Annotated in this window: 14 protein-coding genes; 5 read left to right on the top strand and 9 right to left on the bottom strand. The window is 36.4% G+C overall.

The genetic code is table 11. The features are described from left to right. The first annotated feature begins 15 nt into the window (after positions 1-15). Positions 16-1,293: a hypothetical protein gene (locus MKZ14_RS01105; RefSeq protein WP_036075956.1), complete on the top strand. Its 1,278-nt coding sequence runs from the start codon at positions 16-18 to the stop codon at positions 1,291-1,293. Positions 1,294-1,361: 68 nt separating this feature from the next. Here the strand turns inward: MKZ14_RS01105 and MKZ14_RS01100 are convergent, their stop codons facing one another. Both MKZ14_RS01100 and MKZ14_RS01095 read right to left on the bottom strand, forming a co-directional pair. Further along, on the bottom strand, positions 1,362-1,544 hold the full coding sequence (locus MKZ14_RS01100) for a hypothetical protein (RefSeq protein ID WP_258859420.1): 183 nt from the start codon (positions 1,542-1,544) through the stop codon (positions 1,362-1,364). A gap of 232 nt (positions 1,545-1,776) precedes the next feature. Next, positions 1,777-2,172 carry a hypothetical protein gene (locus MKZ14_RS01095; protein WP_339280580.1) on the bottom strand — a complete coding sequence of 132 codons (396 nt, stop codon included), beginning with the start codon at positions 2,170-2,172 and terminating at the stop codon, positions 1,777-1,779. A gap of 220 nt (positions 2,173-2,392) precedes the next feature. Between MKZ14_RS01095 and MKZ14_RS01090 the strand changes: the two genes are divergently transcribed. The 3 genes from MKZ14_RS01090 (at position 2,393) to MKZ14_RS01080 (ending at position 4,226) form a co-directional block, all read left to right on the top strand. After that, on the top strand, positions 2,393-2,731 hold the full coding sequence (locus tag MKZ14_RS01090) for a hypothetical protein (protein ID WP_339280579.1): 339 nt from the start codon (positions 2,393-2,395) through the stop codon (positions 2,729-2,731). 302 nt (positions 2,732-3,033) lie between these two features. Beyond that, a complete protein-coding gene (locus MKZ14_RS01085) occupies positions 3,034-3,354 on the top strand; it encodes a helix-turn-helix domain-containing protein (protein WP_016995084.1) in 321 nt (106 codons plus the stop codon). An 8-nt stretch (positions 3,355-3,362) separates the two neighbouring features. Further along, positions 3,363-4,226, top strand: coding sequence for an IS3 family transposase (locus MKZ14_RS01080; RefSeq protein ID WP_339280578.1), 864 nt, complete (start codon positions 3,363-3,365; stop codon positions 4,224-4,226). Between the two features lie 82 nt (positions 4,227-4,308). Here the strand turns inward: MKZ14_RS01080 and MKZ14_RS01075 are convergent, their stop codons facing one another. The 3 genes from MKZ14_RS01075 to MKZ14_RS01065 form a co-directional block, all read right to left on the bottom strand. Continuing rightward, complete coding sequence (locus tag MKZ14_RS01075; RefSeq protein WP_339280577.1) at positions 4,309-8,718, bottom strand: S-layer homology domain-containing protein; 4,410 nt, start codon at positions 8,716-8,718, stop codon at positions 4,309-4,311. 184 nt (positions 8,719-8,902) lie between these two features. Further along, complete coding sequence (locus MKZ14_RS01070) at positions 8,903-9,148, bottom strand: hypothetical protein (protein WP_333006587.1); 246 nt, start codon at positions 9,146-9,148, stop codon at positions 8,903-8,905. Between the two features lie 372 nt (positions 9,149-9,520). Beyond that, positions 9,521-11,089 (bottom strand): sensor domain-containing diguanylate cyclase, encoded by a 1,569-nt coding sequence (locus MKZ14_RS01065; RefSeq protein WP_333006588.1) that lies wholly within the window; start codon positions 11,087-11,089, stop codon positions 9,521-9,523. 507 nt (positions 11,090-11,596) lie between these two features. Between MKZ14_RS01065 and MKZ14_RS01060 the strand changes: the two genes are divergently transcribed. Continuing rightward, positions 11,597-12,781: a CaiB/BaiF CoA-transferase family protein gene (locus MKZ14_RS01060; RefSeq protein WP_016995185.1), complete on the top strand. Its 1,185-nt coding sequence runs from the start codon at positions 11,597-11,599 to the stop codon at positions 12,779-12,781. Positions 12,782-12,820: 39 nt separating this feature from the next. On the opposite strand, the gene MKZ14_RS01055 is transcribed toward MKZ14_RS01060, so the two are convergent. From MKZ14_RS01055 to MKZ14_RS01040, 4 genes are all read right to left on the bottom strand, one after another. Then, complete coding sequence (locus MKZ14_RS01055; RefSeq protein WP_258859434.1) at positions 12,821-14,296, bottom strand: hypothetical protein; 1,476 nt, start codon at positions 14,294-14,296, stop codon at positions 12,821-12,823. A gap of 196 nt (positions 14,297-14,492) precedes the next feature. Then, positions 14,493-15,047: an HPP family protein gene (locus tag MKZ14_RS01050; RefSeq protein ID WP_016995188.1), complete on the bottom strand. Its 555-nt coding sequence runs from the start codon at positions 15,045-15,047 to the stop codon at positions 14,493-14,495. A gap of 196 nt (positions 15,048-15,243) precedes the next feature. Next, on the bottom strand, positions 15,244-16,602 hold the full coding sequence (locus MKZ14_RS01045) for an acetamidase/formamidase family protein (RefSeq protein WP_333006589.1): 1,359 nt from the start codon (positions 16,600-16,602) through the stop codon (positions 15,244-15,246). A gap of 83 nt (positions 16,603-16,685) precedes the next feature. After that, positions 16,686-17,300: a PH domain-containing protein gene (locus tag MKZ14_RS01040; protein WP_016993270.1), complete on the bottom strand. Its 615-nt coding sequence runs from the start codon at positions 17,298-17,300 to the stop codon at positions 16,686-16,688. Between the last annotated feature and the right edge of the window lie 8 nt (positions 17,301-17,308).

Genomic DNA, 17,308 nt, shown 5'->3' with positions numbered 1-17,308 from the left:
GGAGGCTTCTCCAAGATGAAAAACAAAAAAAAATTAGTATTACTGTCTTTAGTGGCCGTTCCCTCCCTTCTTTACAGCACGCCAGCATCGGCTACTGAGATATCAAAGCCAGCCTACATACTTGCTAACTACAATGCTAATGTGGCGAATGTTGTACAACTAATTAACAATATTAACAATACAACAGCTACCTTCCAAACAAATTTAGAGGCCGCTTTAAAGGCTTATAATGCTTTAACGGGAACAGAAAAACAGTATGTCACGAACTATTCCACATTGTCATCACATCAGCAGACAAGAATTGCTTATCGAAAGCTTGCAGCACAAATTGAAGAGAAATTAAATTCTGTGGATTCTACATCCGCTAATTATTATCAAAATGTTATTGAAACAAGAGATTGGTATAATACCTTGAATGCAGCACAAAAAACCTTTGTAAGCGCATCTGCGCAAAAAATATTAACTTCCTATATTGCACCAAATACATCTGTTGAAAAGGTAGTCAATAAAATTCAATTGATTAATTCATCTCGTCTCTCATTCCATAAAGATGTAGCCGATGCCCGCGCAGAGCTTAATATACTGCGTAAGTTTTCTAATGCTTCTTTACCTGTAGGTATTGAACAGTTGTTACTTGATGCTGAACAGCTTGTTGTGAAGGATAAAGCGGCAGCTAAAGAAGTGGAAAACGCAATTGCAGCTTTATCACCAAAAACGTCTACAGCTCAGGATGTGCAGGCAGTCAAAACATCTTTTGAAGCATTAACACCTGTCCAACAGCAGCTTGTGCCAAACGTTTGGACTTTAGTGGATTTTGTACAAGGAAAACACACACTTCCTACAAAAGATAACATACCTAAAAAACCTGATTTATCAGATACAGCAGCTATTCCTGGGAAAACAACTGCAATGACAAAAAATAAAAATACTTATAGAGCCAAAATAAATGTAGCCACATCAGAAATTGACACGGAACGTTATATTCTAACAACAAAAGACAAAATGACCATCATCATTCCACCACTTTATACACTTGTCAATGAAGATGAAGGGGTAATGGATATTCAAGTTACAAAAAAGGCAAACCGAATTACACTTCAAGCTACATTGAATAAAAAACCAGTAACCTTTGATGCCAATATGGAAATCATAATTGAAGGTTTATCTGCAAATTCATCCATCGTTCGCTCAAACGATGTGGGTAAGCGAGTACCTGCCGATTTCATCATCAGTGGAAATCGTCATATTATCCAAACAACTACATCTGACACATTCCAAATCCTAAACAATTAAAATATAAAGCACTAAAGAAATACCAATGAGAAACGATGTTGGTTTCTTTAGTGCTATCTTTTCTCCGTTCAATTTAGAATTAGTTTGAAAGTCAATACTAGAACACCACCGAGTGAAGAACCCCAAAGAATAGTAGATAATATATATCCACTCATGGTCTCTTGCATGATTGGCAGTATATCGCCAACAGTCGCTAATAGTAAGGCTGTTGTTAATGCCTTATTCACACCAATTATATCTTCTGCTAGCATCTCCCAAAACGGTGCACCTCTACTAGATATAAACCTCGCAATAGTATATATGGAGCCTGCTAGCCCATTAGATAATTCAAGTATTATCATACAGCTTATTTGGCATAGATTAAGACAATCCCTACTAAGAAGTAAATACCTGCTATGATATTAGCTGCTTGTTACGCCATGTTGTTGTTTTTTCATGCATGGTTTCCTTCTGTATAGAACTGGGTTGTTATTGCACAAAACACTAACAAAAAGCATCCCTATCCCAGCTCCACTCATTAACAGTCCCATGACCGACCTCGTTTCTTAGGGGCACTCCCAACACTGCAAGGAACAGTGTGATGGCAGCCCACCAGAAATTTGCAACAAACACCAATCCTATTAACCCTAAAATGACACAGGCTCCCCCTACTAACAGAACATTTTTTGCACCAATGTGTGTTGTAAAGCTCCAGAAAGACCTACTGTTAGTACATAACCTAAAAACAGCATTGTTCCTAAGTAACCAGATTGAATGGTTGTGAGACTCAATCCCTCCTGCATAAACGGCAATATAACGCCATAATGCCATACGACCAAAACCCGTAGTTGTAACAATTAATAGCATTCCTGTTATGACAAACACCCAATAATTTTTCATCTTTAAACCCCTTTCATTAATCGAATCTTAGTCCTATGAAAGGTCCATTCTCCACCAATGGAAGGATACTTATACGGTAAAACGAATTTTATTTTAAAGTTGCAGTTAGATTTTTGGATAAACCTTAATGGCTCTTTTTCATTTTGTCCATTGTCCTAGGCCAAGGACTAATTTATGCTAGCCTATATCGATAATGATTATCATTTGCGGAGGAAAAGACATGAAAAAATTTAAGCGATATATGCTCATCTGTAGCCTATTATTACTGGTTAGTATCATACTAGCTGCTTGTAGTTCTACCAATGAAGAGACAAAAAAAGAAGAGAAAACAACATCAGAATCAACAACTCGTGTTTATAAGGATTATTTAGGTCATGAGGTTGAAATTCCTGTAGATCCTGAGAGGGTGGTTTATCATGGAGAAGGATACGGTGATATACTTGCATTGAAAATCAAAACAGTAGGTGCTGGCTTCTCTTGGATTACAAATTACGCTTGGGAAGATCGCGTAAAAGATTTTTATGGCTGCAATGTTTCCCCTATACTGAGTATCCTATGACGTACATCTAATACCTTGATAGAAGCGTGATTCCAGAGTAAAAGGTGGTCTTCTATGTTCATGAGATTGTCCTCCTTTTTGGGTGGAGAGGTTTTATCTCCTTATATTTTAGAGATTACAAATGAAATATATTAAAAGATGTTGAGTATAAATTGAATAGAAAGCATTCTATTTATAATCTCTAATCAGTAATTTACTATAAAATAAAAACCGTCCTTTGATATTATCCCCTTTAAGTAGACAATGTTAAAAAACCTACAGTACGCTGTAGATAAACATTTTACTTAAAGGGGATTTTCTCTATGTCGCGAAAAAATAATACGTATTCAAATGAATTGAAGTTAGAAATTGTACAAGCCTATTTAACGAGCAATGAAAGTATGCAAAAGATTGCGGATCGATATGAAATTCGCAATGTTTCACAAGTGAAGGCCTGGGTGAAAAAATTTAAAGAAGTTGGATCAATTGAAGCCTTTAATCGCCTTCCATCTACGGGTTCTGGAGCGAAAGGTGTGAAGAATCCGTTAAAAGGAAAACGTACCCACTTTAAAACTGTAGAAGAAGAACGTGATTACTATAAGGCACAGGTAGAATACTTAAAAAAGCAGTATCCAAATCTGTAAATGGAGGAATGCCCACTTATCCAGACCGTTATCATATTATCGAAGAAATGAAAGATCGGTATTCGATTACATGGCTCACTGAAATGGCGAAAGATGAACGTTCAGGTTATTATAGATGGCTTAAAAATGGCAAGGTATCGTTACGTAAACGTGATGATATCCTTTTAAAGGAGCATATTTTAGCGATTCATCAAACGCATAAAATGTATGGTTATCCTCGTATGAAAATCGCTTTACGAGACAAAGGATTTCATGTGAATCATAAGAAGGTCTATCGATTAATGAGTGAGTTGGGTATTCAATCGATTATCCGTAAAAAGCATCGTATATGGGGAAATCGACTATCACGTGTATTTGATAATGTGCTGGCGCGTAATTTTAAGGAGCGTGTAGAAAATGAGGTGCTCGTGACAGATATTACATATTTACCGACGAAAAATGGTTTTCTCTACCTATCAGCTGTACAAGATTTATATAACAACGAAATTGTCGCCTGGAAAATTAGTGAGCGTAACGATTTAGAATTAGTCATGGACACACTACAGGAATTGACGGCAAAAAGAAAGGTGTACCGAAGCATCATCCATTCGGATCAGGGCTTCCAATACACATCGATTAAGTATCATCAGACCGTAAGAAAACTTGGCATGATTGGCAGTCATTCTCGCAAAGGAAACTGCCATGATAACGCTTGTATCGAGTCGTTCTTCTCGCACTTTAAAAGCGAGTGTTTGTATCTTTTACACGATAATACGGAAGAAGCAGTGAGGCAAGCCGTTGAGCAATACATCTACTTTTATAACTTCCAACGCTTCCAAAAACGACTCAACCACCTGGCACCGATAGAATATCGACACCAGATGGCTGCTTAGTCTTTTTTAAAGCTGTCTACTTGACAGGGGTAAGTCCACTTTATTGGAACTAAGGTCGGTTTTTATTGTCATTTTTCAATTATTAATTAGTTTGTCGTTTAATAACTTTATATTTTTTATTCTCGTCTTTTGAGTCTTGTGCCCAAATTACATTACCATATTGATCTAGTGTAAATAAGTAGAAATACTGCCCTTCCATAAACACATTTGTATTTCCACTACTTGGTGATTGTGCAGCATTAAAAGTTCGCTCAAAGCTGTTACCTTCATTACCTACTACATTATCTGCTCCCACTAAAATTATAGATCCCATATTATCTTGGAGTTTTTTTGTTTCAACAGATTTAATTATTCTGTGTACAGTTTCCTGATCCATTACTAAAGGATTATTAGATGTAGCATAGTAGAACCTTTGCTTCCAATTCGAATCAGCTTTTAGATTAGCTAGAATTGTTAGTTTTGTGGATCTAGCTGTATCTCCAATGATTTTCTGATCCTCAAGAACTGCTTCATTTAAAATATTTACATCGTTAGGTGATTTATCTACTTTGTACTTTCCTATAGATGTGTCACCACTAAACGATATTTTGCCTAAATCAGTGATATTTTTCAATTGATTTGAATTCATATCAACTGTTATATCGGAAGTTACTTTATCATCAAATGTAATTATTAATTTCCGTTCTTTCCATGTAGGAACATCTGTTAAATCTTGCCATTTTATATTTTTGATAGTTGTACCTGCTATATCTTGTAGCACATTTTTTAGAGTTGCTAATGTCTCTGCTTCTTTATTTTGTACAGGTATATCTAAGCTAGAATCTGATATTGATATAGCTTCTGAAAATGTTATAACAAAAGTTTTATTAAACTCATATTCAACTTTTGAACTCAATAATTGAGGTATTTCCTCGTACTCATACTCTGTAATTTTCTTGATAATAGGATCTATCTTTGGTGCTGTCCCGTCCGCATAGAATGGTTTCATCATAACATCACCATATTCTTGCGTAGTACCTACCCTTTGCTGCACTGTGAAGTTCCCAGGTGTGTCTTCCACCCCAATGTATAATACATATTCTTCATGTGGTATTAATCCATCAATTGAAAGTTTATTATTACCCGCATCTAATGACGCATGTTTATAGCCTGTTGCAGCACTTAAGAAGGCAGCTTTCCGTGTAGCATTATCTTTCGATGAATCAGTTGTTCCAGGTAATGGTTTTATATTGCCACTATTATCATATATATCTGGATTCAGTTCAAGCACACCGCTAACAGGATTTTTCTTATATTTTGGTATTGCAGCATAATATATATTACCTTTTTCATCAGAGTTAAATGTTAAATTAGCAGTCTCTTCTCCAGGTTTTCCTGGTTTCTCTCCTTTTGGTGTTACTTGAATATCTCCAATTAGTGGAGGCTTACTATCATCAGCAATTAGGGCATCTTCAATGATAGATAAATTTCCGGAACGATCCTTTACTACCATATATACAGAATAACTTGTAAATGGATCAACTGCCAAATCTGATAATACAATATCAAACTTAGTGTTGCCTCTATTGGCTATCTTTTCACCTTCCTTGAATAAATAAATTTTCGCACCACTATTATTGTCAAATTTGCCACTTGGTTTTGATGTGAACTCATCTATAAAATCACGGGAGTCTATATTTAGAGCATCCATATCTGTATTTTGAGGCATAATCATATAGTAGAAAGTTCCCGCTTTATCTGTTGAAAACTCTACTTCAATCTTAGTTTTTTCAGCATTTTTCATTACCTTTTCAATTTTTAATTTTGGAGTATCTATATCTGAGTGCATATATTCTGCATAATTATTCGGAATAGCTCCAGAAGGAACCGTACTTATATTTTCAAAATCATTAAATGCCAAATCTTTAACTCCAGGTAATACTGTTACAGTTAAAGTATCATGATTAATAAACCCGCTTAATGAAGGAACTTTTAATAATACTCTTGATTTGCCAGAACCATATTCTTCATAAATAGCCTCTTCGGGACTAATTACTTTTTGCCCTGTAACGTTAATTATCCCAGTACCGGATAATTCATAGTTTTTAACATCTTGCGCGGTTTCTTTATCTAACCTTTCGTTGAAGTAAACATATACTTGATTAAGCCCTTTTCGTTCTAAAATTTTATTTTCGACAAACGGATGAATATTATCAAGCTCTTTCGTTGTAAAATCCTTAGCTACAGCAGGGTCTACTGAAAAGTTGCCTGATTCGTCTTTCATCACTACATAAAGCTGATAGCCAGTTTCAGCCTGTAAGCCTGTTAAAATTCCTGTTATTGGTAATGCGCCAGCCTTTGCTTTCCCTTTACCCGTTGGATTGGCAACAATATCTGCTGTTGTTGGGTCAGGTGCTGTCGTTTTTGGGCGTAAATAATAGTAATAGTCTCCAGGTTCACTTGCAGTAAACTTGAATTCAGCTCTTGTTCCACCATGTAAAGGCGTAACTTGTAAAGATTTTACTACTGGTGGTGATGCATCTTTCATTTGGAAGGATTGAGATACAATATCTGATGCATTTTTCGATCCATCTACTACCATAATGTAGATAACATATTCTTTTTTCTCACCTAAATTAGAAACCTTAATAGTATTCTTACCTTTAATGGCTGCACCAGTTCCATGTGCTACATTCTTGTTTGAAAGACGGTTGACCATTTCACTTTTATTTGGTGCCTCTACATCCTTTTCACGCACAATGTAGTAGTAGGTACCGACTTCATCTGAAGTGAAATCTACTTGTATCTCACTACCATTTAGTAATTGGAGTTCCGTAATACTAACAAGAGGTTTTGTTTTATCATCAGGATTTTGGTTCTCATTATCGTCTTTATCGATTGGTTTGCCATCTGGATCAGTAATTTCCCCAACATTATCTTTATCATCTAAGAAGTCATCGAAGATATCATTCGGTGACACGTCCTTAGGTAAAATAACTTTATCAATATACGTATAATCTCCAATATCAATCTTGCCATATGCATTATCAACAAATAATGTGCCGATTCGACCATCAATATACAGCTCAAGATCTGTATAGCTATTGTAATTAATCCAATCTATATTTCCTGAACCATAAATTGTGAGTTTTGTTTCAGTATTTAAATTTAACGTACCAATATTGCCTTGAATTTCAAACTCTCGCACATTTCCAATGATGTCTACTCGTGGTAGTTTTGTATTTGTTTCAATTTTTGTACCCGTTTGAGAAACGACGAGTCGAGAAACACTGCTGTTATAGAATTCAAGGTACTTTTCAACATTTTTCATTTCCTCTTTTTCTTTAGACCAATTGACAAATGGCTTGTCATTATCAGTATTTGGTTTTGTCCAATTTTGAAGATCATTCGAATTGTTGCTCGACGAATCTTCTCCTTTATTGTTATCTGGATTCGACCAATTGATAAATGAGATATTGTTACTTGCTACACGTCCAAGAGCTAATGGTTGATGGTTTGCAGCACCTATATGCAATGGTGGGCGAACTGTTTCATTGACAAACATTGTCCCTGTCAATGTCATATTAGAGAATTCAATATAGTTACCATTTACAATAATCGTTGCACCAAAAGATCCGTAATTACCATCGAAATCAAGTGAACGAGAACTTGTTCCACTTGCATTAAGCGTTAGCTTAGAAATGGATCGAATTACTTTCCCTGAAAGATCACCCTCAATGTAGGCACCTTTTAAGACAGGTGCATTATAGTCGTTAAAAATATGAGAAAGATGTTCTGGAATTGTGTAAGATTCACCATTTACATAAACTGTATCATCTTCAACACTTGTAATTTTGAATGATGTTTCATTGCTCTTCTTCTCCTGTGAACCTACAACAAACGAAGCAAACTGTCCACGGGTTACTGGAGCAAACGGTGAGAAAGTAACCGGGGTTGTACCCTCGGTAATATTTAAGTCAATAACTGTTTGAATATAGAGAGCGTTACTTGTTTGGCTATTAACATCCTTAAAAATATTATTATAATTTTGGGATACCTCTAAATGGAACCCAACCACTACCATTTTGGCAAGTTCGCCTCGAGTAATGACTTCATTTGGCATAAATGTTCCGTTTGAATAACCTGACATGATGCCTGCGTTTTGCAATGCAGCGACATATTTATAATATTCGCTACCTTTAGGTACGTCTTTAAAATAAGGATCTTGGATATTTTTCGTATCCAATTTTAAAACAGTTGCCAACATTTTCGCTGCCTGTCCACGTGTTACATTCACATCTGGACGAAATGTATTGTCGGCAAACCCTTTAATTACCCCTTGTGAATATAATTTTAATATATCGTTATAATGATCTGTGTACTGGTTAATATCCGTAAAGGGAGAAGAAGCCGCTGCTGCTTTTGGTGGTGGTACTACTACAGCAATCCCACTTGAAGCAAATACTGTTGCAATCAAGGCTTTATTTACTTTTTGGATTTTAGATTTATCCATTCCACTCTTCCTTTCGCTTATGTATTTTGATACGTACAAATATCATTTTGCTCATATCCTTTATATCGACCAAAGGCTAGTGAACCTTCATAGATAAGTTTAAAATAGTCAGGTAAAATTCTTAATACTTATAATAGTTTCAGACTATGCTAATTTCTTTGTCGAAAAATAGTTTCAATTCCCCTTAGTAACCCAGGTAGGATTGATTTCTAGGGATTACTTTTACACTTCTTATGAGCGGGGGCAACTCTTTATGGATCACTTTCTTACTCCTTATGAGCGGGGGCAACTCTTTTGTGATCACTTCCTCACTCCTTATGAGCGGAGGCAGCTCTTTTGTGATCACTTTCAGACTTCTTATGAGCGGGGGCAACTCTTTTGTGATCACTTCCTCACCCTCTTTGAGCGGATACCTCACTTTTGTGATCACTCCCACACTCCTCATTAAAACAACCTAATTATTCCCAAGCATTTCATAAGGATTCCACCCTATTTGTATTCCCCACCAAATATCAAATGAACTTCACTAAAGCACTCAACAAAAAAAGCCAAGGAGCATCGGTGCTCGCTTGGCTTTTGACGATATATAGGCATGCATCTAGTCGTACTTGGGTGTCATAAGGGAAAGGGGGATAACCTTACGTCTTGTCAAGTCGATCAAGAGATGTGGCCCGAGTTACATATCATTTGAACATGTTTAAAAGTCATGTGGCGGATGACTTATACATAGCTTGCCCAAATGATGTTTGCATTAATCATTACCCCAAAAATTTGCGTTGTAAGCTCTTTTATTATATTTTTTTTAATCCTTTTTTGAGACTGCAACTTTTACTTGATTGCGCCCTTCTTGTTTCGCTAGGTAAAGTGCATCATCAGCCGCTTCAATTAGCGCTTCAGTTGTATTTGCCATCGCTGGATAGACCGCTATTCCTGCAGATAATGTTATTGGTCTACCACATGGACTGACTGTATCGGCTAAAGCTTTTCGTAGTTGTTCAGCAACTAGTGTTGCTTCCTGTGCCGTCGTATTCGGAAGAAGCATGACAAATTCCTCGCCACCGTACCGGCAGCAGACATCGCCTTCACGAGCTACTGATTCCATTTGTCTAGCTAAAAATTGTAAAACTTTATCGCCTATTGCATGTCCATATGTATCATTCACACTTTTAAAGTGATCTAAATCTAACAAAATAATGGCATGAGGTATCTTATTTGCTAACCACTCAGCAAGCATTGAATCCATTGTACGTCGGTTCGTAATACCCGTCAGTGGGTCAACAGTAGATTGATCCTTAAAAAAAGAGACCTGTCCATGTAGAAACGATAAGCTTCGAACCAATGCATTCTTCAAAGAATAGGCTTCAAAGTACCATCCACTTACAGATTTTAAACCTTCAACATTTTTCTTATCTAAACTTTCTTCTGTTAATGATGCTAGTTGTTGTAAAGGATTCGCAATACGTGCTGCAGCCCAAAGTACAATGATGATCGAAACAATCATAAGAGGAACAGATTTTATAATGACCTCCTGTACACGATCAAATGAAGGTGCTAATGCTACATCTAAAGGTTTCTGTGCAACAACTCCCCACCCTGTCGATGCCACTGCACTATAGCCAGCTAGCATTTTCACACCTTTTGTATTTTCAACTAGTTGAGCACCATCCTTGCCGGATGTAACAGCCTGAACCACTTTATTTTTGGTTACAACGTCATTAATACGGCTTGGATCTTGATGATAGATAACTCGTCCATCTGAATCAACTACATATACGTAAGAACCATCCTTACTATAATGTTCTCCCAATAAGGTTTTAAAGGCATTAGGTTCCTTTAAATAAATAGTGCCAGCAATCATTCCTAGATATTCATTGGACTCTGAGAAAATAGGGTACGATATAAAAATGATGAGCCGCCCTGTCATCGCCTCATATGGCTTAGAAATAATTGGTGTCTTTTTGGCTAATGCCTCTTTAGCGCCAATTGATGTTAAAACCTCTCCTTTAATCTCTATAGAGGGTGGGGAGACAGATAAAACAAGTCCCTTTGCATTTGTTATAACCACAGAATTGAACATTTGATTTTGCAATCTCAATCGCTCTGTTTCCTGATTCAATACTTGTTCATCATCCATTTTCGTCCTGATCTGATCCGCACTATATCCTAAGATTTGAAAAGCCTCATGTAGATAGGAATCAGCCGTTGAGGCCAATTTTTGAGCATAAACTCTATTCGTTTCTAGCGTATTTTCCTTAATGGAATCAATGTTCATCCTATACCCGCCCCAAACACTACCAATGCTTGTAAAAAAGAATGCCGCCATCGCTACGCCCATTATAAGATGCTTTAATTTTAATCGGTGCGATTTCATTTCTGCCCTCCTGTTTATATTTTTTAATATGTATATTTTGAGAGATTCTTTAAACAATTAGTGCCTATTATAAGCAAAGACTCCTATAGGTAAAAGTAACATGTATTAATTGGGTAAGAAGAATCCAATACACCTCTAGGATTGTAACAATAAAAGAGGTCGTATCCTATAGAATCTAGCAAACAAAATTCCAACATTTTAGATACTTAGATTAAATATTCTAACAGCTGACTCTAATTATCTGAAATTTGATAGAAAATCTAAATTCTAAATTTTTTTACTTTTATTGTTATTCTGACATATAAAAGTTGAAGCGTTTATTTTATAATAAAAATTAGCATAGGCAAGTTAAGATTCAATCTGTTATAATACTCATTAAAATATAATAAACTGTAATAATACAGTATATAGAATACGCTTTTCACACAATGGGGATTATGAGAAAAGCGCTACTCGCCATCATCATACAGATGGTTGTGTAGCCTACACAAAAAGGGGTTGGAAGATTTGGGCATTTTAAAGGGGTTAAAAATTCTCGATTTTTCTGCATTACTACCAGGACCAATGGCGACAATGATTTTTGCTGATTTAGGAGCAGATGTCATCCATGTTGAATCTTCTAAGCGAGTTGATTTAACGCGAATTATGCCTCCCTATGACGATGATCACGAGGCATACATCCATCAACATTTAAATCGATCAAAAAAATCCATAACGTTAAATTTAAAATCACCAGAAGCTATCGACATTGTTAAATCACTTGTACAGGAGTATGACGTTATTATCGAAGGGTTTCGACCCGGTGTAATGGAGCGACTTGGCATCGGCTATGAAGCGCTTAAAGAAATAAATCCTAAGGTTATTTATTGTGCCATTACTGGCTATGGTCAAACAGGGCCTTATAGTAATCGACCAGGACATGATAATAACTATCTATCCTTAGCAGGCATACTCGACTATTCCCGCCATAAGGATAAAAAGCCTGTTTCCATGGGCGTTCAACTAGCTGACATAGCTGGAGGGACTATGCATGCAGCAATTGGCGTGCTTGCTGCTGCCCTTCATCGTGAAAAAACTGGAGAAGGACAGTTCATCGATATTAGTATGACAGATGCTGTCTTTTCACTTAATGCTATGTATGGAGCTGCATTTATTGGAGGTGGACGTGTCCCACAGCCAGAGCAAGAAATTTTAAATGGAGGCAGTTACTATGATTTTTACAAAACAAAGGATGGGCGGTTTTTCTCTGTTGGTAGTTTAGAGCCTCAATTTCGCAAATTACTCTGTGAAGCACTCGATATTCCTGAGTTAATCGATAACACCTTCAATGATTCCTACTATACACAAATTCGTTTTAAAGAGGCTGTTCACGACGCCTTTTTGTCCAAGACATATGAGGAATGGCTTGAAGTATTTAACGAGGATTTTGAAGGTTGTGTAGAGCCAGTTCTAACATTTCCTGAAGCATGTGAGCACCCACAGCTAAAGGCACGAGAAATGATTGTAACTATTCCCAAAAGCGATGGGACTATGCAAAAACAAATCGCCTCTCCATTTAAATTTGATGGTGCGCAGCCTGAATACAAGCATGTTGGCGCTAAGCTAGGAGAGCATAATGAGGAAGTTTTATTATCTCTGGGCTTTGATGCTGAACAAATCGAAGCTTTGAAAGAAAAAGGCGTTTTAGAGTAAAAAAAGGTGTCTAATACTGTGACGTATTAGACACCTTTTTTATACATACGCACTAATAAACATACGTAGGTTTTCAAAATGATCATCAATTAGTAGATATTTTTTATAAATCTCCATTAATTTTTCAAAAAGCTCGTACTGCTCGGTGACAAACAATACTCTTAAAATATTTAACATATGCAGAGAAGCACTTTGTGCTACAACATAGTATGGTGCATCTGGTTGACGATAATTGCGTCGCCACTCTTCCACAGACAAGCCAATATGCTGTAGAGAGTTATTCACATGAAGTGCTATATCCTGTTGAACATATGCCTCAATCGCAATAAGTTGTTCACTACTAAAGTTTTTTTGTACTAATGAGGAATTAATTTTTTTATTCGATGCTAAAACATGCTCTTTTAATAAAAGTAAGCCATCCTCATAACGTGCCATTTTTACATAGTGCTCAAGTAGAATGGCATATAAATTTTCTAAATAATTTAGCTGATAATTTTTAATAATGGCAGGTGGTGTTGGTTTACGATTTGGTAATAGTTCTTTATACTCCAGTAGTATCTCAATGGCATAATTATTTATTCGTTCATCCTCTAATAAATATTCACCATAATGTATAACCTTTTCACTCTGCTGTTCTCTATTTGCTATATGAAATAAAATATAGGCAATTAACACTTTCTCCTTCTCTGATAGTGCATACATTGAGTAGCGCCATTCGGCTTCAAATGAGGTAATAAACGCTTTGACACTATTAAAATCACCTTCTGATAAGCAGTAATGAGTAACAATTTGATAAAGACGTAACTGTTTCTTTGCCAAACAGCTAGCATTATGCTTATCCACATGAGTTATACACTTATCCAGTATTGCCTTATAGTTATACACAAAGTTATCCACATGTTCACAATTTTCTCTCATAGATTGCTCGAAATGTCCCATTATTTCATAAAGAAATGTGAATTGCTCTAATGGTTTGTGGATAAGCAGTGAATAAACTTTTTTTGTGAAAAGCCAATGCCAAAAAGACGCATGCTCTTTATACATCATATGCACTAAATATTCATCTTGAAATTTATATAAAATAATTGATTGTAGCTCATTAACTGGCATAGCCATTTGCATTCGTTTTCCGAAAACCAACCAAATTAAACGTTCTAAGTCTATTGTATGTTGGGCAAAAAGCTGCTCAAAAAAAGTATCTTTACCTTTTTGTGTATAGAAAAAAGCACTGAGACGCTCATTCACAAATTTTGAATCCAAACCATACTTGTCAAAATACATTTGCATTTCTGTTGATACATGACCCCAATATTTACGTGCTGTGGAAAAGGCAATATTCTTAGCCGTTTCTTCGTTTACTAAAAATAGTTTGGGTGAAAGCGAAGTACCAAGTATTTTTGGATCTTCTTGTAGATTTGACTCTGCCTCCAGCCATGTTGCTAGTATATTTTCAGCACCCTTTTCACTTTTTTGTTTATAAGCCATGAATAATTGCTCATCACAGTCCAACAGCATAAAAATGGATCCTCCCATCAATTTCTACCAACAAAGATCTTCCCCTACCATTCAAATACATGTTTTTTACACTCTTTCTTCAATATAACAAATCTTAACTAACATATGCTAAAAAAATATCGGTATGCATAGCGAAAACGTTAACAAATAAAAAACCATCTATTAAGTGAACACACTTCATAGATGGATATCATCCTTACCAAAACAATGGATATTTTCTTTTTTCTCGTAAATTATTTATCAGCAACCCGAAAAATACAATGATGACTGCTCCAATGAATACAGGGGTTAGTAAATAACTCCAACCATAACCTCCTAAAATAATAATTATAGGATTGGCGCCTGCTGGAGGATGGATGACACCTAAAAAGGCCATAAAAAATATAGTTAATCCAACGCCAAGACTAATAGACAATATATTGGAGCCTAGTAATGAATACATGGTCAACCCAATAAAGGCTGAAATGAAATGACCTCCAATTATATTTCGAGGCTGTGACAATGGTGCATTCCAGACGACAAATACAAGAACACAGCTACCGCCTAATGATGCCATTAACCAAGGTGAATCGGTAATGTTAGTTAGCCATAGCAACACAAAAATGCATATTAATCCACCTATTGCTCCAGTAAAGGCATCTGCGAAATTTGTTCGAGAAGGAGCATGACCTCCTCCTCTCATTTTTAATATAAAAGGTTTTATACTACTCTTTTTCTCTATTTTGTTTTCCGCACCTATGATTTCTGTCATTCGACACCAACTTTTCTCTTCCATACTCATTTATTTATATACGTCATGTTAATCATTGTTAAACTTTAACTATTATATCAACACAACAATAGATTTCAATCCAAATTTCAAATTTCAGTCAAACCTTTACTTATCTGACTTGTAACCCATACAAAAAGCAAACTTTTAAAAGTTTGCTTTTTCAAGAAATCATCTATTAGTCATATTGTTTTTTAATAGTTTTATATATTCTTACCTTTTTCAATACGGATTTAGGTACTTGGAAGGTGGCTGTAACAACCCCTGGATGGCGTCCGATTTCAATGGAGCCTGTGATTGTTGCTCTATTTAAAACCTCTGGCTCGCTCATCTCAAATAGCTTCGCAGCTCGACTGATCGCGTTATCAGTCGCATCGTTTAACGTTTTACCAGAACCAACCACCGACACTGGGAATGCATCCTCTACCTGTTTAACACCGAATTCCTCCGCTAGCTCACGTGCACGACGTTTTTCTTCCTTCGTAAAGGGCTTTGCTGTATAAGGTAAATCTTCTACATTTGGTAGTAAAACCGGGCCTTGCAATGCTACTTTTTTCAAGACTTTTACTTGAAGCTGCACAATACCCGCTACATCGGTTGTATGACCAGCAATCTCCCCATCCCCTTGCATGGCATGCATATCTCCAATATATACACCACCGCCTGGTACCTTAACCGGACAAATTATTGTCGCCCCTTCACGAACTCGGTTGATATCCATATGTCCATCGGTACGATGTAAATCCAATTCATCTTGGGTAAAAGCATATTCATGTGGTGCTCCAATTAAGAATGAACCGAAGTCACCAGCATTATGAGAATCTGGCATCGCTTTAGAAGGGGTTGTACCAAGCTGACCTAAAAATGGTCGCATTCTCGCCATTACACCTACTAAGTCACTTGGAGCTAGTGCAACAACAGGATTTTGTACAGAATTTTCAGGTGTTCTCATGAAGTTCCTAGCATCAAGTGCAATTCGTCTAGCACCCTCACGTCCAACAGTCACACCCATTTGCCCTTTATGATCTAGTGCCATCGTATAGCCATTTGTCATTTTAAAGGGTGCGGTTTCTGTATCACATGTTGAACATCGAATTGCATGTGGCCCTATTCCTTTTACAACTGTGCTTGGATGAAGCTTCCCACAGCCTGGGCATTTTACAGAAACAAACGGATCACCAATGAATCGATCTACAATTGCCTCATCATGACCAGATGAAGTTGCAAGAGATGTGACCTGAATAGATTTAATTTTTATAACAATAGCGTCACCCACCTCTGCCCCTTCTACAAACACGGGCTTCGTAACTTCATGTCCTCCACGAATAGTGGGTGTAAGCATGGGCCCCCAACACCCAGGTGTTGTATTGGCAATAATCGTTCCACCATCCTTAACCGGTCCTAACATCTTTTGTGACGGATCTAAAATACCATCAATAAACTCATTTACGAACAATGTCTCAGCGGCTTGAGGTCGCTGTATAAAATCATCACTTTCTACCTCTTCTTTTTCTAGCACATGCAATTCGTTTGTCATTTTCTATCACGCTCCTAGAATAATTTTTATGTATATCGTTATATGTTAAAAATGCTCTCCACACTTGCAGAGAGCTATTTTTATCAATTGTTCATATATAAATCAAAAATATGTGAGAAGTCTTCTTTTTTATACTTATCTTTATGATCGATCATCCAAGTATTTGCAAAGCGTGTAATTTCCTCGAATGACGCTGATGGAGAAATGTTGTCATTGCCAATTCGTCCAAGTGAAGAAGAAGCAATGTGTAAACTTTTTTCTGCTACTTCTAACTTATAAGCATTGTTCTTTTGTTCATAGCTAATGGCATGTAGTGCTTTATATAAATCTTTAATATCATCTATAAAGCGTTTATGAATGTCGATGGATAGTGGGGAATTGCCGATTGTAAACTTAATTTCGACATCAAGGTCGATTGTTCCTGCTGTTTCGAGAAAAACTTCTGTAACAGTATACATTGAATAATCATAGCGTCGCAGTAATCGTTTCTTACTCATAGCGCTTTCGCCATCTACATGAATAATGGCACGATTCGTAAAGCAATACTCATCTGCCTTCGTTTTAATTAAAAAATAAATTTTTTCATCAATTTCATGTAAGATAAAATCATCTGCATCTGTCTTATCATAGTCCTCTCGCGGTACAACCACTCCAATATCTGAAAGTCCAAGTGCATCTGCTGCTATTTTTTTAAACATCGTCATTC

The sequence above is a fragment of the Lysinibacillus sp. FSL P2-0066 genome (genome assembly GCF_037969495.1).
Taxonomy (GTDB): Bacteria; Bacillota; Bacilli; order Bacillales_A; family Planococcaceae; genus Lysinibacillus; species Lysinibacillus boronitolerans.
Note: the sequence above shows the minus strand (reverse complement) of the source record. Positions and strands in the feature narration are given on the sequence as shown.

What these genes read in the sequence shown, in the direction of transcription:
- MKZ14_RS01105 (WP_036075956.1), top strand. Translation starts at nt 16, where the DNA reads ATGAAAAACAAAAAAAAATTAGTATTACTGTCTTTAGTGGCCGTTCCC.
- MKZ14_RS01100 (WP_258859420.1), bottom strand. Translation starts at nt 1,544, where the DNA reads ATGCTAGCAGAAGATATAATTGGTGTGAATAAGGCATTAACAACAGCC.
- MKZ14_RS01095 (WP_339280580.1), bottom strand. Translation starts at nt 2,172, where the DNA reads ATGAAAAATTATTGGGTGTTTGTCATAACAGGAATGCTATTAATTGTT.
- MKZ14_RS01090 (WP_339280579.1), top strand. Translation starts at nt 2,393, where the DNA reads ATGAAAAAATTTAAGCGATATATGCTCATCTGTAGCCTATTATTACTG.
- MKZ14_RS01085 (WP_016995084.1), top strand. Translation starts at nt 3,034, where the DNA reads ATGTCGCGAAAAAATAATACGTATTCAAATGAATTGAAGTTAGAAATT.
- MKZ14_RS01080 (WP_339280578.1), top strand. Translation starts at nt 3,363, where the DNA reads ATGCCCACTTATCCAGACCGTTATCATATTATCGAAGAAATGAAAGAT.
- MKZ14_RS01075 (WP_339280577.1), bottom strand. Translation starts at nt 8,718, where the DNA reads ATGGATAAATCTAAAATCCAAAAAGTAAATAAAGCCTTGATTGCAACA.
- MKZ14_RS01065 (WP_333006588.1), bottom strand. Translation starts at nt 11,089, where the DNA reads ATGAAATCGCACCGATTAAAATTAAAGCATCTTATAATGGGCGTAGCG.
- MKZ14_RS01055 (WP_258859434.1), bottom strand. Translation starts at nt 14,296, where the DNA reads ATGCTGTTGGACTGTGATGAGCAATTATTCATGGCTTATAAACAAAAA.
- MKZ14_RS01050 (WP_016995188.1), bottom strand. Translation starts at nt 15,047, where the DNA reads ATGACAGAAATCATAGGTGCGGAAAACAAAATAGAGAAAAAGAGTAGT.
- MKZ14_RS01045 (WP_333006589.1), bottom strand. Translation starts at nt 16,602, where the DNA reads ATGACAAACGAATTGCATGTGCTAGAAAAAGAAGAGGTAGAAAGTGAT.
- MKZ14_RS01040 (WP_016993270.1), bottom strand. Translation starts at nt 17,300, where the DNA reads ATGTTTAAAAAAATAGCAGCAGATGCACTTGGACTTTCAGATATTGGA.